The sequence below is a fragment of the Citrobacter sp. wls619 genome (assembly GCF_005281345.1).
Taxonomy (GTDB): Bacteria; Pseudomonadota; Gammaproteobacteria; order Enterobacterales; family Enterobacteriaceae; genus Citrobacter.
In genome coordinates, this window is record NZ_SZXJ01000085.1 from 1 (window position 1) to 24,645 (window position 24,645).

23 protein-coding genes and 1 pseudogene are annotated in these 24,645 nt (G+C 44.3%); 9 read left to right on the forward strand and 15 right to left on the reverse strand.

The genetic code is table 11. From position 1 onward, the window contains the following. Positions 1 to 227: 227 nt before the first annotated feature. The 9 genes from FDX19_RS17240 to FDX19_RS17280 all read right to left on the reverse strand — a co-directional run bounded on the left by FDX19_RS17240 (position 228) and on the right by FDX19_RS17280 (position 6,697). The gene (locus tag FDX19_RS17240) at positions 228 to 557 is read right to left on the reverse strand and encodes a TA system toxin CbtA family protein (RefSeq protein WP_137383649.1); all 330 of its coding nucleotides are present in this window, start codon (positions 555 to 557) and stop codon (positions 228 to 230) included. Between the two features lie 52 nt (positions 558 to 609). After that, the gene (locus tag FDX19_RS17245; RefSeq protein ID WP_137383650.1) at positions 610 to 960 is read right to left on the reverse strand and encodes a type IV toxin-antitoxin system YeeU family antitoxin; all 351 of its coding nucleotides are present in this window, start codon (positions 958 to 960) and stop codon (positions 610 to 612) included. A 25-nt stretch (positions 961 to 985) separates the two neighbouring features. Beyond that, entirely contained in the window at positions 986 to 1,207 is a 222-nt protein-coding gene (locus FDX19_RS17250; RefSeq protein ID WP_137383651.1) for a DUF987 family protein, read from the reverse strand. 20 nt (positions 1,208 to 1,227) lie between these two features. Then, the gene (gene radC / locus FDX19_RS17255) at positions 1,228 to 1,707 is read right to left on the reverse strand and encodes a DNA repair protein RadC (RefSeq protein ID WP_137383652.1); all 480 of its coding nucleotides are present in this window, start codon (positions 1,705 to 1,707) and stop codon (positions 1,228 to 1,230) included. An 11-nt stretch (positions 1,708 to 1,718) separates the two neighbouring features. Then, entirely contained in the window at positions 1,719 to 2,183 is a 465-nt protein-coding gene (locus FDX19_RS17260; RefSeq protein ID WP_137383653.1) for an antirestriction protein, read from the reverse strand. 137 nt (positions 2,184 to 2,320) lie between these two features. After that, on the reverse strand, positions 2,321 to 3,139 hold the full coding sequence (locus FDX19_RS17265) for a DUF932 domain-containing protein (RefSeq protein ID WP_137383654.1): 819 nt from the start codon (positions 3,137 to 3,139) through the stop codon (positions 2,321 to 2,323). A gap of 262 nt (positions 3,140 to 3,401) precedes the next feature. Then, the gene (locus FDX19_RS17270; RefSeq protein ID WP_137383655.1) at positions 3,402 to 4,445 is read right to left on the reverse strand and encodes a chlorophyllase; all 1,044 of its coding nucleotides are present in this window, start codon (positions 4,443 to 4,445) and stop codon (positions 3,402 to 3,404) included. 79 nt (positions 4,446 to 4,524) lie between these two features. Continuing rightward, positions 4,525 to 5,787, reverse strand: a complete 1,263-nt coding sequence (locus tag FDX19_RS17275; RefSeq protein WP_137383656.1) for a M24 family peptidase — start codon at positions 5,785 to 5,787, stop codon at positions 4,525 to 4,527. 163 nt (positions 5,788 to 5,950) lie between these two features. Then, on the reverse strand, positions 5,951 to 6,697 hold the full coding sequence (locus FDX19_RS17280) for an SDR family NAD(P)-dependent oxidoreductase (RefSeq protein ID WP_137383657.1): 747 nt from the start codon (positions 6,695 to 6,697) through the stop codon (positions 5,951 to 5,953). A gap of 141 nt (positions 6,698 to 6,838) precedes the next feature. Here FDX19_RS17280 and FDX19_RS17285 point away from each other — a divergent pair, with 141 nt between their 5' ends. Next, a complete protein-coding gene (locus tag FDX19_RS17285) occupies positions 6,839 to 7,420 on the forward strand; it encodes a TetR/AcrR family transcriptional regulator (RefSeq protein ID WP_137383658.1) in 582 nt (193 codons plus the stop codon). A 224-nt stretch (positions 7,421 to 7,644) separates the two neighbouring features. Here FDX19_RS17285 and FDX19_RS17290 read toward each other — a convergent pair whose 3' ends face one another. The 4 genes from FDX19_RS17290 to FDX19_RS17300 all read right to left on the reverse strand — a co-directional run bounded on the left by FDX19_RS17290 (position 7,645) and on the right by FDX19_RS17300 (position 10,082). Next, the gene (locus FDX19_RS17290; protein WP_137383659.1) at positions 7,645 to 8,205 is read right to left on the reverse strand and encodes a DUF4234 domain-containing protein; all 561 of its coding nucleotides are present in this window, start codon (positions 8,203 to 8,205) and stop codon (positions 7,645 to 7,647) included. A gap of 64 nt (positions 8,206 to 8,269) precedes the next feature. Next, positions 8,270 to 8,725 carry a hypothetical protein gene (locus tag FDX19_RS17295; RefSeq protein ID WP_137383660.1) on the reverse strand — a complete coding sequence of 152 codons (456 nt, stop codon included), beginning with the start codon at positions 8,723 to 8,725 and terminating at the stop codon, positions 8,270 to 8,272. A gap of 135 nt (positions 8,726 to 8,860) precedes the next feature. Further along, positions 8,861 to 9,013, reverse strand: a complete 153-nt coding sequence (locus FDX19_RS25150) for a hypothetical protein (RefSeq protein WP_167809833.1) — start codon at positions 9,011 to 9,013, stop codon at positions 8,861 to 8,863. A 181-nt stretch (positions 9,014 to 9,194) separates the two neighbouring features. Then, entirely contained in the window at positions 9,195 to 10,082 is an 888-nt protein-coding gene (locus tag FDX19_RS17300; protein WP_137383661.1) for a GTPase family protein, read from the reverse strand. A gap of 480 nt (positions 10,083 to 10,562) precedes the next feature. Here FDX19_RS17300 and FDX19_RS17305 point away from each other — a divergent pair, with 480 nt between their 5' ends. The 4 genes and pseudogenes from FDX19_RS17305 (at position 10,563) to FDX19_RS17320 (ending at position 16,702) form a co-directional block, all read left to right on the forward strand. Continuing rightward, positions 10,563 to 11,999: a YfjI family protein gene (locus FDX19_RS17305; RefSeq protein WP_137383662.1), complete on the forward strand. Its 1,437-nt coding sequence runs from the start codon at positions 10,563 to 10,565 to the stop codon at positions 11,997 to 11,999. Positions 12,000 to 12,754: 755 nt separating this feature from the next. Beyond that, positions 12,755 to 13,387 (forward strand): inovirus Gp2 family protein, encoded by a 633-nt coding sequence (locus tag FDX19_RS17310; protein ID WP_137383663.1) that lies wholly within the window; start codon positions 12,755 to 12,757, stop codon positions 13,385 to 13,387. Positions 13,388 to 13,828: 441 nt separating this feature from the next. After that, positions 13,829 to 16,054, forward strand: coding sequence for a P-loop NTPase fold protein (locus FDX19_RS17315; RefSeq protein ID WP_137383664.1), 2,226 nt, complete (start codon positions 13,829 to 13,831; stop codon positions 16,052 to 16,054). A 441-nt stretch (positions 16,055 to 16,495) separates the two neighbouring features. Further along, positions 16,496 to 16,702, forward strand: a pseudogene (locus tag FDX19_RS17320) (DUF2188 domain-containing protein). Between the two features lie 520 nt (positions 16,703 to 17,222). Here the strand turns inward: FDX19_RS17320 and FDX19_RS17325 are convergent. Further along, positions 17,223 to 17,477 carry an AlpA family phage regulatory protein gene (locus tag FDX19_RS17325; RefSeq protein WP_137383665.1) on the reverse strand — a complete coding sequence of 85 codons (255 nt, stop codon included), beginning with the start codon at positions 17,475 to 17,477 and terminating at the stop codon, positions 17,223 to 17,225. A 161-nt stretch (positions 17,478 to 17,638) separates the two neighbouring features. Here FDX19_RS17325 and FDX19_RS17330 point away from each other — a divergent pair, with 161 nt between their 5' ends. From FDX19_RS17330 to FDX19_RS17345, 4 genes are all read left to right on the forward strand, one after another. Beyond that, positions 17,639 to 18,877: a hypothetical protein gene (locus FDX19_RS17330; RefSeq protein WP_137383666.1), complete on the forward strand. Its 1,239-nt coding sequence runs from the start codon at positions 17,639 to 17,641 to the stop codon at positions 18,875 to 18,877. A 1,289-nt stretch (positions 18,878 to 20,166) separates the two neighbouring features. Then, on the forward strand, positions 20,167 to 20,946 hold the full coding sequence (locus tag FDX19_RS17335; RefSeq protein ID WP_137383667.1) for an ABC-three component system protein: 780 nt from the start codon (positions 20,167 to 20,169) through the stop codon (positions 20,944 to 20,946). Next, a complete protein-coding gene (locus FDX19_RS17340) occupies positions 20,930 to 21,154 on the forward strand; it encodes an ABC-three component system middle component 7 (protein WP_137383668.1) in 225 nt (74 codons plus the stop codon). Before FDX19_RS17335 ends, FDX19_RS17340 begins: the two co-directional genes overlap by 17 nt. Beyond that, positions 21,144 to 22,763 (forward strand): DUF2326 domain-containing protein, encoded by a 1,620-nt coding sequence (locus FDX19_RS17345; RefSeq protein ID WP_137383669.1) that lies wholly within the window; start codon positions 21,144 to 21,146, stop codon positions 22,761 to 22,763. Before FDX19_RS17340 ends, FDX19_RS17345 begins: the two co-directional genes overlap by 11 nt. Before the next feature lie 462 nt (positions 22,764 to 23,225). Here FDX19_RS17345 and FDX19_RS17350 read toward each other — a convergent pair whose 3' ends face one another. Beyond that, a complete protein-coding gene (locus tag FDX19_RS17350) occupies positions 23,226 to 24,467 on the reverse strand; it encodes an integrase (protein ID WP_137383670.1) in 1,242 nt (413 codons plus the stop codon). Positions 24,468 to 24,645 lie beyond the last annotated feature (178 nt).

Below are 24,645 nucleotides of genomic sequence, written 5' to 3' on the forward strand. Positions count from 1 at the left end.
TGGTAATCACCGATGGAGAATTTTGGTGGGCTGGCGGAGTCTGAATTGGTTATATAACTTGTTGTTAAATATATTGTAATCTTCAATTCAATTTTCATTTTGGTCCCATTGTTGGTCCTAAAAGAAAATGTCAGGTTTTTTGCAGGGGAGTGGAGGTTACAACAGGAGTCTCTTCGTCTGTGAGATTAGCATTTTGCTTTCCTTTAGTCTGCTCTGTATTTAAGCGTTTATTTCACATTAGTTTTTAGTAAGCCGGTAGAGCGCCTTGCTCGCAGAATATCCACTACGGAAATATACGGGGTTTGTTCTTGCCATGAAAATCCCTTTCGGTCGATACGGATAAGCCCGTATTTTTCTACCAGAAAGTTCACCGCATCGCTGAGTGATACTCCAGCATCAATATGCTCCCGTATGGTGGTTTCATTACTGAACGGTGTGTCATTCAGCGTCAGGCCATAGTGCTGCGATAAAAGATGAGTCAGCAGCCGTCGCCAGGTTTCAACGGGTGACAGATAGGGCTGAGTCGCCCGTGTCGGGCATGATGATAAGGTTTGCATGATGTTTGCTCTATGAGTTTAAGAGATAAGCGTAGAGTTAATGGGGTTCAAGCTAGTCGGGATAAATAGTGATATAGACATAACCACAAGAGCCGAGTGTATCTGCTTCGCAAGTCAGTCCATTGTGATATAGCGTGACGCAGTGCTGATGCCGGGGAGAGAGTTCTCCGCTGGTGAGCATCAGTTCCAGTTGCTTGAGTATCAACGGAAAGGCCTGATCCAGGTGCAAAGCGTCATCGTCGCTGAAAGCACTGTTAAACCCGGCTCGGTCAGCGAGAAAGTGCAGCCGGTTGCTCTCCTGTACCAGACGAGCACCAAAACAGGGTGTGTTCGTACGCTTTAGTCCCCACTGCGGGCAGGCGGGATTCTCCGGCTTGGTACCGGATTCTAAGTGGTTGTTCATTATTTTTCCTGATTAAAGAGAAGGATTAATTGAGAGTAACGCCTCGAATAATGACATAGGGACCATTGCGATCCTGACGACGTTCAGCAAATATGGCCGGAACGCCGCATATATCTTCCACCTCGCGGCCAGCATAATGGCAGATACTGCCTGACCATTTATATTTGCCCTTACAGAAGCGAAACAGTCGGGAGCCAGGATGCTGGCGGTATATCGCCATCGCCTGACGTTTGCTGATAATTTTCATGCTATTGCTTTCCTCTGGGGTTACAGCCATCCCCGCTCGGCAAATGAGACGATATCCATTCCACCAACGACCAGGTGGTCCAGCAGACGGATATCCACCAGGTCCAGCGCCTGTTTAAGCCGCTCTGTGATTCGTCTGTCGGCATTGCTGGGTTCTGAATGTCCAGAAGGATGATTGTGTGCGAGTACGGCCGCTGCAGCGTTATATTTCAGGCCTGCCTTCACCACTTCACGCGGATGCACATTTATGCTGTTGATGGTTCCAAGGAATAGCATGTCATCGGCGATAAGCCGGTGCTGATTGTCCAGCCACAGGACTGTGAATGCCTCGCGGCCCAGTGGGGCAAGCTGCAGGCGTAGCCAGTCGCGGATGGCGTGACTGGAAGTAAAGGCCGCGCCGGGTTCACGTAACTGTCGCTCCAGTAGAGTCAGCGCTTCCAGGATGGTTCGCTGTGCAGAGGCGGGTAATTCACAGGCAAACAGCGGTAGTTGCTGTTTCATGGTCATCCCCTTCAGTCGATAAGGTGCATGATGGCGCTGCATTCGGGGTGGCTTAGTGCGTAGTCACGCAACCGGTAATAGTGGGCCGTCATGGCATCACATTCTTTTCGGCAGGCATGATGGCTGTATTCCAGCAGGCAGGCCGCGATACCGGCCGCCATGGAGCTCATTTCGGTGCGGTTGCCATTCATGGTATTGAACAGTGTCCACCGTTCATCGTTCTCATCATCCGGCTCGGGGGCCATAAAAACCCCGCCATTGCTGAGTGTGTAAAAACGCCAGATGCCGCCGCTGTAATTCTCACAAAGCCGGCCCATCCAGCCGAAGATACGGGGCTCCAGCAGTATCCACTGCGAGATACCGCCAAAGTGCTGCGGCCAGAAATGAAGTCGCTGTGCATCAGGCAGCAAAGTAGCGGTGATGAGAGCCGCGTTGTCAGTATTGGCGGACGTGTACAGACTGGTGGTGTGACTCATGGGATGTTCCTTATGAAAGATAATCATTGAGGTCCCGCTGAACGGGGACTTACGGTTGAGAGATAGATTCCGGGGGACAGAAAGATGGGGTATTGGCAGATTAGGTCGTCCAGGCAGAAGACCAGATGACATTCACTTCAGCTCAGCGCCTGCTGCAGTTCTTCAGCCATAACCCATAACGCGCGATTCAGCTTAATGTCGCCGTCGATACCATTGACGGCTCTCGTCCGACTACGTTTCCCCTGCACTGAACGGCCGGACAGACCACCTTTACTCAGGTTTTCCTGAAGCCGGTTAAAGACGCTCCACAGGTCATTCTGTTCATCCTGCCAGCGGCGGGCACTCAATACCTGAGATTCGGTGACGGGCTGATGCTCTTCACCAAAACGGTACGTCAGGGCAGCTTTCGCAAGCGCCTGCTGAGCCGTAGGGGGCAGCAACAGAGACTGCATGGCATCTCGCTTCTCCTCCACCCAGTCAAATACCCCGAGTATTTCATAAGCCCCTTCAATCACCTTCTCTACGACATTCCCTTTATGTGGTACCCGCACTTCTCCGAATGACTGACCGCAGACTAGGCCGTTGGTACAGACGCCACGAAACAGTCCCGGCAGCATCTGGTAGCTCGAGGAGCCGTCATGACTGTTAAGCAAAATGATCTCCGGTACCTGATGCCCGGTCAGTTGACCGGCACGACGCAGGCGAAGCATGTGTTTGGTGTGCTCCCGCTTGTTCTGGTCACGAACCTTTGTCTGGCAGGCAAAGAACGGTTCAAAGCCCTCGCGCTGTAGGCTTTCCAGGATGGTGATGGTCGGGATGTAGGTATAACGGTCTGAGCGTGATTCATGCTTGTCACTCCCAAACACGCTGGGGACATGATTCATCAGCTCTTCATGAGTTAAGGGGCGGTCGCGGCGGATCAGATTAACGCGACCAAAGCGGCTGGCTAATTTCATGGAGTTTACCTTGTATATTATTTAAATGGAAAAAGCCCTGCTCATTTGAGCAGGGCTTCAGCGGGGCATACAACATTACGAGTGGAGCAGTGTTGAATATTCAGTTAAGGTTAATACTTTTTACCTATATTGACTGGACATCTGTATAAGTATTGGCTGATAGCAAATGCGTGAGGTAAGTCATGTGTCAAATGCCTTAATGGTTATTAAGGCCACCTATCATTATCTCTCATGAGAGATAAAACAATAAAAAATCAGACTATTATTTCTTGAACTCTATTTTCCCTTTTGGCATTCCCATTTCATTCAGTTCGTTCATTGCCAGCGCCCAGGAGTTATCCGTTGGATTGAGTTTGGAACGGATATAGGCCGTCGTCATTTTCTGGATAAATAGTAATGTCTCAGGGTTTTCATCATCTGTAAGGGATGTCTCATAAGCATCATATCCCATAATCCCTCCCAGCATATGCCCGGTATTTACCAACGTCAGTAATGTTTTCGGGGCTGGCGAAGTCTTGTAAATATCAAAGCGCCAGTCATCCCGTGTTGAGAATTGAGGGTTTTTATCGCGATCGCCCACAATAATCAAAGCATCCCTCGTCATTGTCGAATAATCTACGCCAGTAATAGCAGGGTAGTTTTTCAAAGCCCATTCGGCTACGTCATTGCCATTACCAGGAGCGCCAAGAGTTACAAATGCTTTAATTCGTTGGTCTGATTTAACCATCTTCTTCCCGGAGACAGGATCGCGCATTGTTGTTCCTGCCAGCATAGAAACAGTTTGCCCTCCCATGGAAAAGCCGACAGCCGCGATATCAGATTTCTTCGCCCGCGTTGAAAGGTTGGGAACAGAATTAATAAGCTCATCAAGATGATCAATACAAAAAGCCATATCCTCTATTCTTGATTTCCAGAACAAAGCCCCTTCGGGGCCTTTTTTGTCCAGACCGAGTATTCTGGAGTCCTGATGAGTTGGCTGTATAACAATAAATCCATTTGCAGCATAATAATCAGTCAGTGGTGCCATCCCCCGATAGGAGCCAAGATACCATGGTGCTCCGTGCCCATGAGAAATAAGTATTATCGGAAGGTTATCGCCTTGAACCGGCGCTGTAACTTTCACCTCCAGATCAACTAAGCGATGCGCTGTTTTAAATGTAACGGGATAAACTGACGTAATCTGGTTTTGTATTCCAGAGCTTTCAGGTAAGCTGGTCTTTTCTGACGCCATCACACCAGGAATACAGCCTCCGACCATCGCGACAAAAGTAATTGTAACTAATATCTTTCCTGTTGCTGATTTCATAATACAATCCTTATAATAAAAATTTGGAAATGATAGCGATATATTCATTACGTTATTCACGCCATCATAATGCCCTGTTTCATCCCTGTACCCGCAGGAGTTGTGACGTATTTGGATTAAGTTCAAGCACGCCTGTTTCGCTTACTACTACAGTGCCTCCCAGGGTCACAACATTACGACCAAAGCCACAACTTGGCTCAAACGCGAATGACATGCCGGAGCAAATCTCCATATCTGGACGCAAAACAGGAATGGAAGCTAGCGCAGGATACTGTTCCAGCCCATCAACTCTCGGACAATCTGGAGGGACGCCTGAGATAGCGGTAAAAGGATTGAGTGAATGAATCTGTGGGCCACGAACCCACCCACCGGAGGCCTCAGCAGGTGCCAGCATTGCTTCCACCACATCACGAAATTTCACCCCAGGGCGTATTACTCTTAGCCCCGCAAGGTAGCATTCACGCGCAATCGCGGCAGCCCGTTCGATATCTTCATGGACCTCACCTATCGCTATTGTCACCTGATGCTGAGTGTGGAGCATGCCGTAGTGGCTAAAGACTTCTGCCATAACCACATCTCCGGATTTAAGCTCTCTGACGGCTGAGGGTCGATAAGTCCAGGAAGGCGGTCCGGACGCTGCAAATTCGGCACCACTCCAAAGGTGCATACCCGGTACAGTAGTGCCGTGAAGCAATGCTGCATGAGTTCCCGCAGCGTATAATTCAGATTCGAATGTCCCAGGACGACACACGTTGACCATTGCATCAACCATGGCATCACCAATTGTTGCTGAGTGCCTGATAACCTTTATTTGTTCAGCACTGAGTCTGAAACAAATTTCTTCGAAAACTTCACCTACTGGTACAAGTGTTATTTCAGGAAAAAGTTCGTTCAGTGTTTTGACGAAGCCATAAGGAATAACCCCTTCCGGGTGCCATGGCATATAGGGAGCGAGCCCAATCACTCCAATCCTGGAGATTTCGGGCCTATTTTTTTGTAAAAACTCTGCCAATGTTTTTGCATCACGTCCAACCAGGATGTTGCTTACGGGTATCCAGAGGTGTCCCCCACGCCGCTCAGTTTCAAGCCTGTCCAGCAGGTATAGTGGCATGGGGACAAATGAAACTGGAAGTTCTCCACGGCACATTAGTACTGTTGTACCTGCACGATCATTAGTAAACCACGTATCGAAGTTGAATGGGGCTGGGCCCGCATCCTCATGTTCGCCGTACACGAGCAGTGCATCCAGTTCCAGGCGCTCCATCATATCGTTAGCAAGCGTCCAGCGCCGGTCACGCTCTGCCAGCGAATAGGCCGGGGGGGAAGTCATTTGAGATATCATATCCTTCTCCTGAATATTTTTTCAGCTATTCTATTGATTCTTCTAGGGGTAAATCTCACGTCATTTTCTTTTCAGGCGTTTTTAACTAAGGCCCGTCGTTCTTTGACCTGGTTCTATTCTGCCCGCTTGCAAAGAGGTTCATCTGGCAGATAAAACTCCGCCATTACCACGGAACCGTACCATTTTCGTCGCTGAATGTTCCTGTCGGACCATCATCGTCAAGCAGAGCCAGCCTAACAGGTTCACGGGCAGCATCCTCCATTCCTCGGGTCCCGTGGAAATTATTGAGAGCAGTGGATGTGAATCCTGGACAGGCGGCATTAACTTTGATGTTTGTATCCTCAAGTGCGAGTGCAAACGCCAGCATGACACCATGAGCAGCCACTTTAGAGGTTGAATAGTTGCCAAACATTTTACGGTGAGGGTTATCTTTATCAGAGTTGAGCGTAAGGGAAGCTCCGGAACTCCCCAGAATAACGATCCGCCCTGCGGGTGCTCTGCGCAGAAGCGGCAACATTGCCTGAGTGACCGCGATGAGGCCAAATACATTAGTTTCGTATACTGCCCGAATATCTGACAGAGGTGCCTCGGTGAGCAAATTCGTTTTTATAACCTCTTCAAAACTCTGATTCTGGGCCGCACGGGAAATTCCGGCATTGTTGACCAGGATGTCCAGCCTGCCAAATGCAAGGCGTATATGAGAAACTGCATTTGCAATTGATATTTCATCAGTTACATCAAGCTGGAGAGCATGTGCCTTGTCACCTATCTCCTGAGCTGCTTTCTTCCCTTTTTCCAGGTCACGAGCTCCAAGAAAAACAGTTACCCCTTTCCTCACCAGTTCCTTTGCTATTTGAAAACCAATCCCCTGATTTGCCCCCGTCACAAGCGCAACACGTGTTTCGTTCATTCGTTTTCTCCCCAAAATTTGTTGCTCTGGTATCAAATCTGTCAATACGATAAAATCAAAGCATTAAACGGAACGCTGATCCGATTATAAGCGGATCAGCGTTCCGTTTGTCAAACATCTTTTTAAAAGGTTGTGAAACATATGGCCGTAAAACCCTCTGAAAGACCACAAAGAGCTGACAGACGACGAAACACCGAAATGCTGATTCGAACGGCTCGTGATGTTTTTTTGACGTCCGGAGTAGAGGCTCCAATGCGAGAGATTGCTGAAAAAGCAGGTGTTGGTGTTGGGACGATATACCGCAATTTTCCTCAGCGTTCCGATCTCATTGCGGCGGTGTTTCGCAGCGAGGTTGATGCCTGCGCTGATACAGCATCAGACTTTGCTGCGGCTTATCCTCCGGCAGAAGCACTGGAACAATGGATGGGGCGTTATGTTGACTTTATTGTGGCAAAACGTGGTTTGGCGGCAGCACTTTACTCAGGCGATCCGGCCTATGAAGCGCTACCGGAGTATTTTGACAGTAGATTTGAACCGGCACTGCAAAAATTACTGAATGCCGCAATTGAATCTGGCGAAATCAGCGCAAGTGCTACACCTGGCGATTTGTTACGTGCAGTAGCCAGCCTGTGTATGTCATCTCGCGATGAAGACCCATCTATTACGCGTAAGTTAGTGGCACTGCTCATTGATGGTTTGCGCTACAGAGCCTCTAAAAAGTAATGCTATAGAATACCTGATATTACTACGCCTATACTGAGGTCATTATTACAACGCTTAAACATGCAAACTTTGGCCCCCCTCTAAATTAGGCTCCTCTGGCTAAAGTAACTGGTTTCAATTCATCGTTCTGGCGGGGAAAATAAGGAAACCCTACTCATTCGAGCAGGGTTTCAGGAAGAGAGATAGTATCAGAAGAGAACAGGCCTACAATGAAGTCCGATACATCATTCCTTCATTTCTGTGCTGAAAGAGGTATTCTCTCTCGTTATGGTTGTATCGTCAGATAGCCGAGTTATAGTTAATCCACTTTGTATAATTTTGTGTTTAGCTAAAGCCTCCGGCATCGCATTGATGCAGTAGGTGATATAAAACACGTTGAAGATGATGAGATAGAAGATATTCATCTTCAGCTCAAACTTAAAGGTATTCAGCACATAGCCCTGCAGAGCCGTGCGTGCTTTAAAGGCCCAGATGATGTACATCACAGCGCTGGCAATGGACAACACACCACCGAGCATGGCAATGGCATCCATAGTCGGGTCATAGCCATAGAGTTCCTGATCGGTGGTGCCCATGACGCTCAACTGGCGTGAAATACCGTAGCAGATGGCTATCCACAGCACGTAAAGGTCAGAGGAAAACGAAACCTTCGTGGTGTCGATGATGATGTTCTGTTTACGATAAAGCCACATCAGTGGATAGATACCGAAAGTGACGAATGAGAGTAAAACAAAATTCAGCGTCTTCGTGTTCAGCCGAGCCCCAAGCGTGGTGATGTCGGTCATAATTGATTTCCTTATTATTCGGGAGATTTATTCGGGAGGATGAATTTGTCGATAATGTGGGGGGTTATGGAGCAGCAAATCCAGAAATACAGCCATTCGTCCCGAATTCAGGAATGACTCCAGAGGCACCCTGCAACGTAAAGACAGCAGCCTTCACACCATCCCCTGAAACAATCACTTTTTTGCCTTTACGCAGTTGGTTCCAGCCAAAGCCAAAATTGTCTGAACCAACATGTGATTCACTGTCTCCCATCTCCACTTTTTCGTTGTTGTCGATTTTCACTTCCAGCTGTTTTTCCGTATCGCTGCTAACCTGATTGCCATGAATATCGGTGAATATCACGGTGGCAGCACGGGAGGCACTATCTTCGCAGGACAGATAAAGCGAGGACTGCCCCTTACCCAGCACGATAAACTCCGATACTCCCTGTCCCCAGCCTGATGTCCATTTCTCAGTACTACCGAATCCAAAAGCGGCTGAAGACATCAGTAATGCGGAAAGCACGATAACTTTTTTCATTTAAAACTCCTTACACACCAAAGGTGTCGACGAGGGAAATCATTGCGAACACGATGAATATCGTGAGCAGAACGTTGATGATGAAGCAGCGGAAGATTTTCCGTGCCAGCCGGTGCGGGAATGCCATCGGGAACCTCAGTCTCTGACAATGAGAAAGAAGAGCAACCCGGCAAGAATCGGGTCGATTATCATCGCGAGAATGAACCATCCCCAGAATGACCTTCCGGCCCCCTTAGCCAGAAAACCCAGCACGACGGCCAGAAAAATCCATAACAAAACCAGTGGCATGTCATCTCCTTATAGTGTTTTGGATGTGCATATCCATATCTGTTTTATTTCAATCAGATAGCAGCATTTCAGCTCGATTTTATAACCCGAGTGAGTGAAGGGATAATGAATAAAGCAGATCGGAACGATCGACAAAATCGATCATGTAGAAGCAAAATGCTTTATCGTCAGACGTGAAAAACTAATCGAAAAAGAAGGACCAGACGCTGCGGGCCACATGGGCAACAGTATGCGTAACAGCCTGAAGAGCTTTACGGGCTATCAGCGGTAATGGTGCACTCTCAATGACCTGGTCAAGGGTATCGACAACGGCGTCGCCAAAGCTGCTGCTGGCGGTTTCCCTTACGGGAGTGGAGTGGTAAGACTGATGCAGATGAGGCAGCAGCGGGCTGCGTGCCTGCTTTGGGAGGCGGTTTATCATCTGCTCCACAACACGGGCCAGGTGATAACGCCCTTTTACGGAAACCGGAATGATGTCCTTTTCCTCTATATGTAGCTGGCTGGCAACGGCCCACTGCTTACGTTTGATATTCTCAAACTGGTCGGGAGATGGCGTCGCGGAATGCCGGTTCCATAGTTCGGATGGCTCCACCTTATCAACCTGATTCAGTATCCAGAGTACCGGTGGCATGGTGCTACCGCACTGCGCCAGGATTGCCTGATAAAACTGCTCTTCTATCGAGAAGGCCCTGTCATCGGCTTTTAGCACCCACAGCACCATATCAAGCTTTGGTAACTGCTCTTTATATAGCTCACGATATTCACTATCCCGGTTCTGGCTTTCACCCACACCAGGAAGGTCTACCAGCGTGAGATAGTGCTGGCCGAATTGCAGACGCACATGCTGTGGTTCACGGGTACAGGCTTCGATAGCATTGACCGCGCAGACTTCACTGCGGAACAGGGCATTACAGAGCGACGATTTACCCGCACCTGTTTTCCCCATAATGCCTATAACGGGTTCGTAAGTAATTAACTGACTCAGTTCCTTAATCAGGGTGTGGCGTAATACCCGGGGATAGCGACGTAAATGGCGACGAATGATTTGATATCCTGACAGTTGCTTCATTGATAATTCCTCTGACACGAAACAGGCCATCCTCTAGGATGGCCTGATGAACGAGAAGTGTGGTTATTCAATGAGGTAATATATAAGTAAGAATAAACTAGAAATGATCATGTCTACTGGTGGTTGTAGGGTAAGCTCGCTTTTTGAGCGATTTTCTGTCTTTTCGGCCATAAACGCTGACAGTGGTTTACACCGAGATTCAGTTTTATGAAATATTTAAAAGCCAAGTTTTGAAAGGGTTATAAGTTGGTCTGGTATATTATTTGTTTATTTTGTGAACGTTTTTAGAAGGGGGATATGTCACATGAACTTGATGATCTTTCATATTTTTAAGTGACCCTACATGATTCTGGCACATCGCTTTGTAAATTAATTGTCCTAACCCGATTAATGCGTTCCGATATTTTTTTTGCGATTGACCTGCGATTGTAGTTGCGATTTATTGTCTGTATTCAATAGCACTTAACCAATGAGGAAGTTATGTTCCGTTTTCCACTTGACGCTTTTCCTGAAAAAATCCGTGAAACTATTTATGACATCCATGATCATACACAGGCACCGATAGAACTGATATCTTCATCAGTGATTAGTGCTATGTCGCTGGCCTGCCAGAGTTTTATTAATATAAAAATAAATGAAACGGTATGTTCCCCAGTATCACTATTTTCATTAGTTATAGCCAATTCAGGTGAAAGAAAGACGACGGTGGACAGGATGGTACTGCGACCTTTCTATCAGCATGATGCTCATTTGTTAAAAAAGTCGGAAGAGGCGGAGAAAGTTTATGGGCTTGAGAAGCAGGTATGGGACATAAAAGAAAAGAGTGTCTTACAATTGATTAAGAAAAAAGTTATGAAAGGACAATGTGTCGAAGAAGAAACAATACGTTTACGAGAATTACAAGCAGAGAAACCAGTTCGCTCTAAAATCAGTCAATGCATTTATAATAATGTTACTCCCGAGGCATTACAATTTGCGATGTACAGTCATTCCCCACATGTTGGACTCATTGCTGATGAAGGGGCTAATATTCTGGACAGACAAGTAATGAATGATTTAAGTTTTATTAATTCAATGTGGGATGGAGTTGATTTCCGTGTTGAGCGCAAAACAGCACAAAGTTTTACCATTGAAAGTGGCCGAGTCACATTATCTGTCATGGTGCAAAATAAGCCATTCGATCTCTATCTGAAACGTCAGGGGAAAAAAGCCCGGGGAAGTGGGTTTTTTGCGCGTTGTTTACCTGTTGTTATTGATGAGACATTAACTACGCAAGGGGATCGATTTATTCGAAAACAGCCTGCGAATATGAAATTCCTTGAACAGTTCCATTTACGCCTGAAGGCATTAATCGATGAGACACATACACCAGTTGTACTTAATCAGCAGAGATGTTTGTCATTCGATCTTTCGGCACAACATGAGTGGGAGACAATCTATAATGAAATTGAATGCCGTATCCGGCCAGATGAACACTATGCTCACATGAGTGACTTTGCTTCAAAACTTGCTAACAACGTAGCACGATTATCAGCCTTGTTTTCTTACTTTATTGAAGGGGATACTTTAATAAGAAAAGAGTATGTTGAAGGGGCTTGGCTATTATGTGAATGGTATATGGAACAGGCGATTGATTTATTTGGTTGTGAGGGCGGTTACTATGAAGCATTGTTGATTTCATGGCTCCGACGTGAGTTTTCAAAAACCGATTATAACTCTCTGAGATATAATGATATTAGGCGTAATGGACCTAATATTCTGCGCAAAGGAACATTGCTGACTAAGGTGATGGATAATCTTGAGTGTGAAGGTGTAATCGATATTAATTGCTCAATGAGCGGGGCAAGGCTGGTGTATAAAGGAAAAAACTTTAGTAACAATGTTTTTACAAAAAATCCGGCGTACAGATACTATTGAATTGCTACAAATTGCGACTATCGCAGTTTATCGCAAGGTAAGGAGGGGAAAGTTAGATGAAGTTTATTTCCTATTGATCTTATAACCTTTGAAACTACTGGTTTTGTATTTGGGTTGAAATGTGTAACTGATGGCCATATTGAATAAGAATTCAAGTCAGAAACATGAGGTGTATAGTCGGAGTTTGTTTTATTTTTCGAGTTCTTAACTTAAGAGTAATATACCTCTCAAATTTAATTGAAAACTGATGTTGCTATATAGAGAAGAGAGTGATAGATAATTCATAGTGTTTGGTGTCGGTAATAGTATTATATACAGCAGTGTATCTGTATAGATTATCATGCATCTGTACATACAATGCATAGCTACAGGAGATATATATTCATGTATCGACATGCATTGGTGAGCAGATAAGTAATACACAGCCATGACATGTGAATACTGTGCATTACTACAAGAACGAAATGTTTATGTTTATATCTAGTTGGTATAGTAATTGCTGTTGCCTGCTACATACACAGCGATATTGATTAATTACAATCACCACAACAATGGAAGGCAGATGTTATTTTATAATTAAACGTATTTTAGTTATTAAGCACTTTCCTGTACTTACACGGACAGTGATGGCTGGATATCGTCTGTTGATAAATTATACCTGGATATTCTCACTAAGAACTATTCAGGTTGATTATCTGTAGTAATCATTTCAATAAACTCATTAACAATTGCATATGCAACAAAGGATGTATTATATGTTCCCCCTTGAATATCTTGATTTACGTCAGGCTCCTTTTAATCAACACTATCTACAGCGGTTGGGGGATGTACTGCAGTCAGCACAGAATGAATACCCAAGGACATTAGCAATACGAATTGACCTGCGTTTATCTCCTGAATGGATTACACATGATTCAGTTCGCTGCACCCCTAATATATCAGGTGATCTGCTAAGTCGCTTTATAAGCTCTCTTAAAGCGAAAATAGCGCATTATCAATACAGACTTAAGCAGTCAGGTAAACGAGCACATCCTTGTCGTTTACGTTACTTCTGGGTGAGAGAAATAGATACTGCTGTTTATCCTCACTACCATGTTGTTTTATTTTTGAATAAAGATCTCTTTCGTGGGTTAGGGAGTGCAGAGAATCCTCAAAGCCTCTGGAGGATGATACAGGGCGCATGGATGAGTGCATTAGATTTACGTGACTATGATGAATACAGGCCGTTGGTCGAGTTTCCCGATAATCCAGTTTATGTGTTGGACATAAATGCCAGTGATTACTCAGAGCATTATAAGCGACTCGTATTTCGGTTAAGCTATCTTGCGAAACAGCGAACGAAAGCATACAGCTCACGAGAGCGCTCAATGGGATGTAGCCAGTATTAATGAACGTTGAAATGATGTTAATTAACCGAACACGTTCTGATCGGAGCGGGCATGCAGGATTTTGGTTGTAATACTGCGATAAGCGGATCTGAGCTATGAGTGAGCATAGGGTAGGAGCGTATACGGGTGATCAGTCCGACTGAAATCCGTCGGTGTACAGAACTGGATAGGCGTTATGGTACTGTAATATCTATGGTATCTTAACTATGAGTAATTCATCTGTCCTGTATGGGAAAGCACTGCGGCACTATCGAATAATTAGCAAAGTTAGCGCGGCACATAAACAGCGGATATGTGCTTATTGGTACTGTTGCTCTGTACTTATTTAGGCTGGATATGACGTATATGGGATAAACAACTGAGCCTGTCAATAACTGTTGTAATCAAGGCTAACTAGAAGCCGCGCCTGGAATTCGGCGTTGTCTGAATGGAGATCTCAACATGACCAACCCTATCGGAAATGAAAACCCTGTCATGGAAGCCGGGGAGGATCGATATGGCTATGATGAACTGGCTGGGGGCCTTGCTCGTCGACTATTGGCTCTGGAGAAGACGTCCGGTACGGTGATTGGCATTGAGGGGAAATGGGGATCTGGAAAAACCAGCCTTCTGAATCTTCTGCTGAAACATCTGGACGCGGAGCATGATGAGGATACACACATTCTGCCTGTTTCCCCGTGGCTCAGCCCACCCGGCACCCCGATGACACACTCTCTGTTGTTACCTGTCGCGGCAATATTGGATGAACTAGATTCTCGTTCTTATTCTGCACTGAGAAAAAAATTACAATGGGTGCGGAAAATTCCAGCCTCGCCCCTAGCGAAATCTTTGCTCGACTATACCCAACAGGCATCTGGCCGTCTCGCCCCGTTGGCAGAGTTTGGCGGTAATTTCATCCCTGGACTAGGTATTATTTCCCATGGTATGGAAACTGTATCAAAACTTGACCTATCGGTACACAGGGATACGACAGAGCAGTTGAGGCGACGTATTGAAGATGGTATTTCAAAATCAGGCCTCCGTTTTATTGTCATCATTGACGATCTTGACAGGCTGGAGCCCGCACAGGCCGTAGACGTACTACGTATGGTAAAGGCTGTGGCTGATTTTTCCGGTTTCCACTATATCCTATGTTATGACCCAGGCGTTCTGTCCCATGCCGTTGAGCAGGAGCTCAAGGTATCTGACGGACGCCTGTTTCTGCAGAAAATAATCCCATTATCTTTCTCACTACCACATCACGAGTCTTTCGACCTACAGCGAGAGTTGCTACGAGGTACGCTTGAGTTGTACGAACAGATAAACAACGATATACCAAGTGAGGCCGAACATGCCGATTTACATAAAGCCGCATTGATCTATGGTCAGGAGCTCACAACGCCACGAGAAGTCAGCCTTGTACTCAGTGCCTTAGCGTTCCGCTATGCCGATATCAGGGACTATGTATACTTCCCGGATTTGTGCCTTCTACAACTTGTTCGAGTGACGAACCCGGGGCTGTATGATTGGATAGAAAAATACCTTACAAAGTATTTCGTCAGTGTTTCTGGTGAGCTCAGTTTTACAGATGCAGAACAAAATAGGTTGAAAGAAGAGCTTAAAAACAACCTTGCTCAATATGTTTCTCCGGAACCAGGTTCGCTGGATGAGCTTGGAAGCTGGGTGCCCGGGATTGTTGAGCTGGCCGATGAAACATATCTCTTCAACCGAGATGCAGAAGTGAGCAATGAATCACGGCTAAATCACAAACGCCTCGGCAGCACAGCTTACTGGCGCTACTATTTTGCGTTTTCGGCCCCGCAAAATGTTCTACCTCCGCATATGCTGGATGAATTACTGTTCAGGTTCGGTATCCCGGAGGAGTGGGAAATACTTGCGTTTGAGCTATTAAGTAGCATCCGAGAGATTAGCCTCACTCAAGTTACTTGGTATGACCACATTCTCAGTCGATTGACGGCTCGTAGAACCGCTACTCTGAGCTTTAAACAGTGTGAGGGACTTTTATGGTTCTTCTTTAACTTCAGTGATCAGGTCAACGAGTTACTAAGAGCCAAAGGCAGATATGACTCCGGTAATGCTACTGGGTTGCAGGAAGTCTGCAATCTCCTTATTAGGATACTTTCACTGCACCGTCAAAGAGGTCTTTGGTTACTCAGAAAGCTATTTCTTGAGGGAGACGCGAGAGGCTGGCTGGCGCAATGTATGCGTGATCTACTATGGGCTCACGGGATCAGGGGCAATCGTCCATGGGAGAAAGAAGAGCAGTTTTTGTCCGGAACTGAGGTGGAAGGCCTGCGGGAAGCTCTGGCGATTCGCATGAGTTCAAAGGATATGCTGAATGCTATCTTCAGTCAGCAAGATCTGTGCGGCTATTTGTATTCTTGGCGTGATATTGATTCAAACGACCAGGTCTCCGTCTGGATCACTCAAGCGACCCTAAGTAATGACGGATTTGTTAATCTTCTTTATGGACTAAGGGGATATGCATGGAACTCAGTAATAAAAAACTACCGATCTCTGAGAGCAGATAATATCGAGCCCCTACTCGGTCCAATTACAAGTGTTATTGACCGTCTGAAGTCGCTGGACACAGAGCCACGATTGTCCGCTATGTCTGAGGATCTACTTAAAGCACTGCAACGATCAAATCGGGGCTTGGTTATTTAACTCGGCCTTGTGCCTATCACTCGGCAAAATGGTGGATACTTCAAATAACCGGGAAATCGGATAATGTTTTCCGGTGTTTGTAAGGGAACCGAAAATCACGTGCTCTTTAACAGATCCCCAAAATGGTGAATCCTGTAAGGAGGAGAAGCTGTACATAAAGCTTATGCTGTTGATGATGCTTAGTCCTTGTGGGGAGCAGAGGCTGACGCAAATGCATGGATCTGTTACTTGGCAAAAGAGCGAACGGAAATGTACAGCTCACGAGAAAGCTCATGTGATATAGCCAGTATTAATTCCTAGCGGTTATGCTTAGTTACGTGAGGTAGTAGGCACAATACCACATAGTTTCAGTAATGTGATCGGATGCAAACGAAACGCAATATGTAGTGCTTATACTCTCCACTAGCACCATATGGAGTTATCACTCGGCAGGTAATACAGATGGGAGTACCACACAACGGAAAATGGGCTGTGCGTGGCGAAGGAAACGAACGTGTGACTTCAATGCACCGTACGCAACAGGAAGCAATTAACGCTGGTCGTACGATTGCCAGTAACTAGGAAAGCGAACTGGTTATTTACCGACCAAATGGACAAATCCGCGATAAGGATTCCCATGGAAAGGATGGTTTTCCACCGAAAGGTTAAATTCCTCGCGATTTCCAAAGCAGGTATATATCTGCTTTGCCTTTCTTCTCCTGTTTTATAAATCGTTGCTCCAGCTTGACCATAGCCCAGAGATATTAAAAATTATAGATCACACTCATCATCTGAAGAGACATCTTTCGCAATTTCTTTATAAGCTTGGAAGCGCTGCGTGCGACCCTGACTTCGGTATTTTTGAACTGGTTGGCTATTTATGTTTGTCAGCAGCTTTCTGAGTTGGGGGCGCAGCGTATGGAAAGTTTCATTGCGAATGCAGACATGTTGCTGTATTTCGATAATGAGAACACCATACTTTTCTTTCAGTTTGTATTGTGGCTTTAGGGGCGTGGTTCACTCATCATTGTGCTCAGTATTTAGCTGTTGGGGGGATGTGTTCATCTTAATACTAACTTTTCTCTATTTTTGACGTCGATGTCTCCGTTGGGAAAAAATCCGCAACGAAGACTGCGTAAGAAAGAGTTAATTCCCGTAGTAACCGGCAGGATTCCAAGTCGGAATCGATTCAGACGCCATTCTGTATTAGAGGATATGTAGCACTTAAGTGCACTCCGATTTTTCGTTGTAAAAGCCAATAATCAATTTCTGATTCCAGCCAACCGACAGACTTACGTCCCAGATGTTGCTGTTTTGGAAACGTAGGGTCATAACGTGGCGAGTTTGGGTTGAGCCAGTCGTATATGGTGGAACGGCTGATACCTAGCTTGGTTTCAAGAGCAGACATACGCAGAATTTTCAGGTGCTGAGAGTGAATAGTCATTTTTATCCTCACTTAACCACATGTATTTAATAAGTTATTGTTAATAATGGAACGCTGTTGTTAACGTTTTGGCCAGTACGCTGGTGTGTGATGAGGATTGTAATGAAGGTCAGCAGTGTCTAAAATGACATTAAAATTAAAACTTATTTTGACACTAGACTATGCCATCAATAAATGCTATGCAAAGGGCCGCGTTTGACGCTATTGATTATCTCCACTTCAACCAAGTTATGATGGGCTTCATAAGCTGTGAGCCTGCTGCACAGTTGTGGTATCCCCGTATTCATGACGCTATCGACAGAAAGCTATTGGAAGCGAGAATGTTTGGAAAGCAGGCAGAGATAGCCAAACATTATTTGCTGGCTTATCTTGAGATTTATTTATCTTTTGATAATAAATGTGTTTCGGAAATGATTGACGCTGAGAGGGGCTCTATAAACGGAAATCCTAATAGAGAAACAAGCTGGGTGAAAGTTTTTGAATCGACTCAGAAAGTGAGCCTGTCTATACTTTGCAATATTGCAGATATTAATGGTGTAGGAAAAATTTTTCTAGAACGAATAGCGGGTGAATTAATTAATGATAAGGTTTTAGCATTAACCACAATGCCGTATTTTATCAGATATCAACTTACCGAGTGTTGCTATGCACTAGAGTATCCTGATGCCCCTCTTGATTTTTATCGAGAACTGGTTAGTATCGGTGTTATCTCATGCTCAAAATATACATTTAAAGATGATGTTTTTGCAAAGAAATTAGATCCGGAAGTGTCACTGCAGTTCATTCGTGCAGGTTTACTTTTTGAGTTTAAAATGCTGCAAAGATCACAATCGATATTAATGCATTTCAATGATAATCATGTGATTAATTTGCCAGTTTTTGATTCAAAAACATCGTTCGCAGAACGCAAGGATATATCAAATTATTATAAGAGGTATGTTGATACATATTTTTTAGAAGAGAAAGAAAATACTTTTGTGAGTTTCCCATGTAATAAAAGCACCTTGGTGGAAAGTGCTAAGTTGTTGCTTGAAAAAATAAATAAGTATTTTTTTCACAAGCGAATGTTTGATGGTACACAAGGGAGTTGGCTGGGAAGGTTTGGGGCATTTTATATTGAATTATCTAGGTGGGAGGAACCAGAGGAAGCAATTTATTATTCTGAGAATAATGGCGGTACGATATCAGAAAAAATAAAATTTAAGCTTAATGATTTTGGTTTTCGTATATCGGCAAGAAGTTTGTATCTGCGACATAAAACTATAAAAAAAGATAATTATACTAAGATTAAGTATTACATTGAACTTTTATTTAAATATCCCATGATACAGCCATGGCATTTTGGTTTTGATAGAATTTATGAAGAAGCACTTAAGTTTGAGGGTATAACTAAAGAGTAAATTACGTATGAATCTGTCTGCTATTTAGTCAATTTCGATTTGTTCAAACGGTGGGGGACCTGTGGCCGCTTCCACTCTGAGTAATAAAAGTTTCTACGAGTGATGTCACCACAATGATTCTAACGGCCTGAGTAACTTAATTTTCTATTGGTTCGGAGCGGACCTTCTGTTCAGTTCGTGCCAGAAGCGGATATTGATATCCCTTAGGACTCGTGATTTAGGTTGTTTTACAGTGCTTAGGCTAATGGATTCTTATAGAAAATTATTAACTGTTCTGCTCACGTATCGCTTTCAACCCAGCCAGTGAGAATATAATTTAAAGTGAGTAGTGAGCGCTTTGGCTTGCATGGCAACAAGCTCTTGTACAGGTCCTGGCATGAGATTATCTTCCACCATCACCATCACCATCACCATCATGCGGGGTGCAACCACACTCAATATGCACGGAAGTAGGCGGGGATCATATTCAGAAAGCCCGACTGCTTGAACAACAATCCGCTTCACAGACTGAATTTTTTGCTCCCTCTGTATTTATAGAATCACCCAACTCACTGGTTGTTGATGCAAGTAATTATGTAAAAGCCGGGCAAGCCGTGGCGCCGCTCGATACTAGATCTCTGAAAATTCAGGAAAAATAGGCGATTGCTCAGTTGGATATTCAGAAGCAGTCGGTTCGCGAACAACAGACGGGGAAATCGGCCAGAAGAACTGCTTCCCTCTGCACAGGCGCAGTTGCGGAAAGCTATCGACGATATCAGCCGTATTCTGCACATACTCCGCCTGTACGGGCGGTAAAGGTATCAGAAAGCAGGAAGTTGATACGGCCCGGAGTAATTTCCGCATCATTTAGGCCAGTGTCAAAGAACGCCAGTCGAGTCTCGTCTGCCCTATCGGCCCTCTGACTGGGATCGCCGTGACTGATAAGCTAAAAATACCACCAGACAGACCACCCATCGATGCAGGCCGTTACAAGAAGTCTATTGAATCACCACGGATCACCCCATGCACTTAAAATGTAGCATATGCTCGGAATGCTCATATCGATTGTAAGTCGTCTCTCTGGGGAGGATCTGTTCTGATTTTGTTCTTGCACTGGGTTACAAATTCTGGGATCTTTATTTTTATTGTTAAGAGATTAGAAGTAAACTCAGTGAGTTATCAATAGTCTGTATTGATACTGGATCGCTGAGTTGTAAGTCTTCGGTGGCGCGAGACTCATTCTCTCGTTGCACTTATTTGAACGTAGATGACGGTAAGGACATCTAAATAAATCGGACGGGATTTAGGAAATGGCCAATGCAAGGATCAAGTACCATGCTAACGAGCATAGCATTTTGTATGGGGAAACGGGGGGATGTTGTCCGCTCTGCACACTATCCATGATGTTTAAAAAGGCAAACTCTAAACATCCAACTATCGGTTATGAGATTGCTCACATTTATCCTTTAAACCCGAATCCAGCACAAGCAAAAGCTTTGGAACAATATCCAGCCCCAGATGATATTAATGCTCTTGATAACGTGATTCTACTGTGCCCAACATGCCACACAAAGTATGACAAAGATTTTAAAATTGAAGAGTACTCTAGGCTCCGTCACATTAAAGATGGCTATCTTAGCGAGACGCAGGCAAGACTTACCGCATCCCAGTATGTCCTTCAGGATGAGGTTAAAGAGATATTGGATCTTATTGCGAGTGATGACGGAAGTTATGGGGACCTGTCTGAGACTAAACTCGATGTTAGTTCACTTAACGAAAAGCTTAAGACCGGTATCAGTCCTTTACAAAAGAGAGAGATTCGAAAAAACGTTATCGATTTTTTTGTCCCAATCAGAAACCATATTCGTCTTATCGAGCAGCGGGATCAGGCGGCAATACGTATTTTACAAAATCAAATAAATTCTTATTATCTACTTATGGAAAGGCAGCACCCCGAAAACAAAGATCTTATTTTCAACTATATCTCAAAATGGATATGTTCAAGATCAGGAAAATCTCTTTTAGCATCTCAAATCCTTGCTTCTTTTTTTGTTCAAAATTGTGAGGTGTTCGATGCTAATTCCAACTAAGTTTACAACTCTTGAAGAGTCCACCATTTTCAAAATGCGTGTGATTTTAGAGAATGAAGAAAAAAACGAGATATTATCTGATTTGTTAGTTAGAACTGAGGGGAGATTCCAGGATGTTTCAGAGCTACTACATGCTTTAGACATCCTTTATGTTTTAGGTTTGATTGATTTTGATATCTCGACTGGAACGATAAATTATGCTGACTAAAATAATCTGTTCATTATTAAATCGTGGTGAAATATCTTTTTGTGAGGGAATGAATGTAATTCTTGGTGATGATGATGCCAAAAATTCCATTGGTAAATCTTCTGCGTTAATGATAATTGATTTTGCTATGGGAGGAACGTCACTGCTGGAAGATAAGGCTGGTGTTATCAAGTCAATGGGACACCATACCTATATTTTTGAATTTAATTTTAATGGAACGAAGTATTTTTTTAGTCGTTCAACTAATGAATCTAGTATTATTCATATTTGTACTAAAGACTATCAAGTTACAGGTGAAATAAGTATTGAGGAATATACAACTAAACTTAAAGAATTATATGGTTTAGAACATTTAAGAAATACTTTTCGTTCACTGGTGAGCCCTTTTAGTCGAATCTGGAATAAAGGTGCTTTGGACCCAGAACAGCCATTTTTTGCTGATGCAAAAGAAGCCGCAGGAGTTGCTATCGGTCGACTTATCGATCTTTTTGAACGTTCAGATGATATAGCTGAAGAGAAGTCTATTCTGGATGCGCATAATGAAAGAAAAAAAATAATTTCCAAGTCGATGAGTGAGGAAATAATCCCTAAGATAAATAAAACTCAATACAAGGCCAATCAAAATATTATTGCTAGTAAGATGAATACCATTGAAGCTTTAAAGCAGGGATTTACGGGGGCTCTTAGTGCTTATGAAGCACTTTTCGATGAGAGTCTGCGTAAATTGCAACAGCAGAAAAATGATCTGGCTAACCAACGAAACGAAATACTGACAAAAAAAGACCGTATTGAGCGAGATCTCTTAGGGATAACACCGAGATTAAGCGCTAATATTGCTCTGGTGCAGGAATTTTTCCCCAATGTTGATGCTAAACGACTCGAACAGGTTGAGTCTTTTCACCAAAATATTAGTAAAACAGTTCAGAGAGAGCTTAGGAAAGATCTTGTTTTATATTCTGAGCAGATATCAAACCTCAATGTTGAAATTAGCAATTTAGAGGACAATATACGTACCAGTTTAGCCTCCAAAGGAACACCTGATGACTTGTTTGCTCGAGTTTTTGAGCTAAAAGAATTTGTGGACAAAGCCTCTGAAGAGAACAAGTTTTATGATAAAAAAGAAGCTATTAAGATAGATGTATCTTTATCAAAAAAACGTCTGGAAGATATCTACGTCAGTATTTTTCTTGATATTGAGACTTCACTAAATAAAAAACTAAAAAGCTTCAATAAAGTTGTTTATGGACCGAAGAGAAATGCGTCGCAACTTAGAATAAAAAGTGCAAGTTCATTTAGTTTTATCTCTCCTGAAGATACTGGTACCGGGAAGGCTTACGCTGGTTTAGTTGGCTTTGATCTCGCCATGCTTTCACTCACTCATCTACCATTCATAATCCATGACTCGGTACTCTACAAGAATATTGAGGTGCTAGCGACAAGAAATATAATTCGAATATTAGCATCCGTGAAACGTAAGCAGATATTCCTTGCATTTGATGAAGCGCCAAAATTTGGGGAGATGGCAGAGAGATTATTGCGTACTCACACTGTGCTTAAATTGAGCGATAATGAATTGTTATACAATAAGGACTGGAGAGAGCAGCAATAACTTGCAGCGTTATTAGCATTGTGTAACTCTTTTAAAGAGTTATCGATGAAAGCCAAGTTAACACTGGAATCTTAAATTTGAGCTAATACATCCAAGCCAATAGTTTCTGTATACTAGTGCTGAATAAAGGCCTGAAACTTTCACAGGCCTGTTCATGAATGAAAGCAGATATACGCCACTGTGAATCATTGGGGTTTACCTACAATGAACTTGAAACCATTAATGCGTTGCAGATGGATAAGTTTTTTATCATGAGCTACGCTTCTGCACAGTTTTACAGGTCACTATCCAGCATGAAGTTCTGCGTCAGCTTCCGGCTCAGTCGCGGCAGGAAATGCTTCCTTTTGCGGCTCTGCATAACAGCCACATTCGCGGTTTAGCGCAGTTGGTTGTGACTATCTGGCTTGAGCCAATGCACTTTTACCTGTAAAACTCACCAATGAAACCGATCTAGCTAGAAGCTCAGACTACAAGTTTTAACTCTCTTTTCCCGTTTGTAATAATGCTCCCGCTGTCTGCTTTGTTTACGAAATCAGCCCACCACTGCATCATTGGACGTCTTTGCTCAAGGTAATCGCTGCGGTTATAAGCGCGACGTACCTCATTTTTGTCTACATGAGCAAGTGCTGCTTCAATGACATCAGGTGGAAATCCTTCCTCATTGAGTGCCGTACTGGCGATAGAACGTAAGCCGTGTGAAACGAGAACGCCTCCTAAGCCAGCACGCTTGAGTGCTGCATTCACTGTTTGGCTGTTCATCGGCTGGGTTGGTTTGATGCGGCTGGGAAAAATAAATTCTCGGCCACCACTGAGAGACTTCATCATTTCCAGAATAGCGAGAGCTCCATCAGATAATGGAACCGTATGGTCCCGGTTCATCTTCATTCGAGCAGCAGGAATTTTCCATTCGCTAGCATCAAAATCGATCTCATCCCATCGAGCTTCAGCGGCTTCGGCAGGGCGGGTAATGGTGAGAAGCTGCCACATGAACAGGCATCGTGTGGACAGGCTGATACTTGCCGTGCGCATAGTCTGCATTAGTTGTGGAAGTTGATCCGGGCGGATACTAGGCATGTTTTTCTTTTGCGGTTTCTCGAACGCTTTCCCGATGTTTACGCTGGGAACTGCATCAATCAAGCCTGTGTTCTGCGCATAAATCATGACTTCGTTAATACGCTGACAAAGGCGGCGAACAGTCTCTAATGCACCTCTGGCCTGAACCGGCTGAACTGCTTTAACCAGAGTATGAGCCTTAATCTCAGTGACGCTGATATCACCGATTGCCGGGAAAATATCTCTCTCAAGCGAGCGCCAGATATCGTCGGCATAGTCCTCTGTTACGCTGGTTTTCTTCACATTCCACCAACGCTCGGCTACTAACAAGAAGGTATTGGTTTTGGCCTCTTGAGAATTCCTCACCTGTTCTTTCTGATGCTCCTGAGGATCAATGTCTTTTGCTAATAAAACTCGAGATTCAGCTCTTAGTTTACGCGCATCAGAAAGTGAAACCGCAGGGTAGGCACCGAAGCTCTGTTTGGTTCGCTGCTTGGTCAGAGGGCGATAGTAACGGAACTGCCAGAGCTTACTACCGCTGGCCTTGATTAACAGAGTAAGCCCGTCACCATCATACAGCTGGTAATCGGCATCTTTAGGTTTGGCGGCTTTGATTTCCGTATCGGTTAACGGCTTGGTTTTTCTTGCCATGGGGAGTCTCCATGCGTTTAGGCCCAACGAAAACAATAGAGCTTTTCGTTGGGCCTATCAATGGGCCTAAAAGGTTCGGATTTAATTAGTTCTCTTCGGACTTCGCTGGACAAATTGCAGGCACAAAAAAGCCCGCAGGGCTTGCGCCGTGCGGGCTCTTAGGACTTCATCGGATGAC

Bases quoted from the DNA above. Each gene is read 5' to 3' on its own strand.
- FDX19_RS17240 (WP_137383649.1), bottom strand. From the start codon at position 557: ATGCAAACCTTATCATCATGCCCGACACGGGCGACTCAGCCCTATCTG.
- FDX19_RS17245 (WP_137383650.1), bottom strand. From the start codon at position 960: ATGAACAACCACTTAGAATCCGGTACCAAGCCGGAGAATCCCGCCTGC.
- FDX19_RS17250 (WP_137383651.1), bottom strand. From the start codon at position 1,207: ATGAAAATTATCAGCAAACGTCAGGCGATGGCGATATACCGCCAGCAT.
- radC (WP_137383652.1), bottom strand. From the start codon at position 1,707: ATGAAACAGCAACTACCGCTGTTTGCCTGTGAATTACCCGCCTCTGCA.
- FDX19_RS17260 (WP_137383653.1), bottom strand. From the start codon at position 2,183: ATGAGTCACACCACCAGTCTGTACACGTCCGCCAATACTGACAACGCG.
- FDX19_RS17265 (WP_137383654.1), bottom strand. From the start codon at position 3,139: ATGAAATTAGCCAGCCGCTTTGGTCGCGTTAATCTGATCCGCCGCGAC.
- FDX19_RS17270 (WP_137383655.1), bottom strand. From the start codon at position 4,445: ATGAAATCAGCAACAGGAAAGATATTAGTTACAATTACTTTTGTCGCG.
- FDX19_RS17275 (WP_137383656.1), bottom strand. From the start codon at position 5,787: ATGATATCTCAAATGACTTCCCCCCCGGCCTATTCGCTGGCAGAGCGT.
- FDX19_RS17280 (WP_137383657.1), bottom strand. From the start codon at position 6,697: ATGAACGAAACACGTGTTGCGCTTGTGACGGGGGCAAATCAGGGGATT.
- FDX19_RS17285 (WP_137383658.1), top strand. From the start codon at position 6,839: ATGGCCGTAAAACCCTCTGAAAGACCACAAAGAGCTGACAGACGACGA.
- FDX19_RS17290 (WP_137383659.1), bottom strand. From the start codon at position 8,205: ATGACCGACATCACCACGCTTGGGGCTCGGCTGAACACGAAGACGCTG.
- FDX19_RS17295 (WP_137383660.1), bottom strand. From the start codon at position 8,725: ATGAAAAAAGTTATCGTGCTTTCCGCATTACTGATGTCTTCAGCCGCT.
- FDX19_RS25150 (WP_167809833.1), bottom strand. From the start codon at position 9,013: ATGCCACTGGTTTTGTTATGGATTTTTCTGGCCGTCGTGCTGGGTTTT.
- FDX19_RS17300 (WP_137383661.1), bottom strand. From the start codon at position 10,082: ATGAAGCAACTGTCAGGATATCAAATCATTCGTCGCCATTTACGTCGC.
- FDX19_RS17305 (WP_137383662.1), top strand. From the start codon at position 10,563: ATGTTCCGTTTTCCACTTGACGCTTTTCCTGAAAAAATCCGTGAAACT.
- FDX19_RS17310 (WP_137383663.1), top strand. From the start codon at position 12,755: ATGTTCCCCCTTGAATATCTTGATTTACGTCAGGCTCCTTTTAATCAA.
- FDX19_RS17315 (WP_137383664.1), top strand. From the start codon at position 13,829: ATGACCAACCCTATCGGAAATGAAAACCCTGTCATGGAAGCCGGGGAG.
- FDX19_RS17325 (WP_137383665.1), bottom strand. From the start codon at position 17,477: ATGACTATTCACTCTCAGCACCTGAAAATTCTGCGTATGTCTGCTCTT.
- FDX19_RS17330 (WP_137383666.1), top strand. From the start codon at position 17,639: ATGCCATCAATAAATGCTATGCAAAGGGCCGCGTTTGACGCTATTGAT.
- FDX19_RS17335 (WP_137383667.1), top strand. From the start codon at position 20,167: ATGGCCAATGCAAGGATCAAGTACCATGCTAACGAGCATAGCATTTTG.
- FDX19_RS17340 (WP_137383668.1), top strand. From the start codon at position 20,930: ATGCTAATTCCAACTAAGTTTACAACTCTTGAAGAGTCCACCATTTTC.
- FDX19_RS17345 (WP_137383669.1), top strand. From the start codon at position 21,144: ATGCTGACTAAAATAATCTGTTCATTATTAAATCGTGGTGAAATATCT.
- FDX19_RS17350 (WP_137383670.1), bottom strand. From the start codon at position 24,467: ATGGCAAGAAAAACCAAGCCGTTAACCGATACGGAAATCAAAGCCGCC.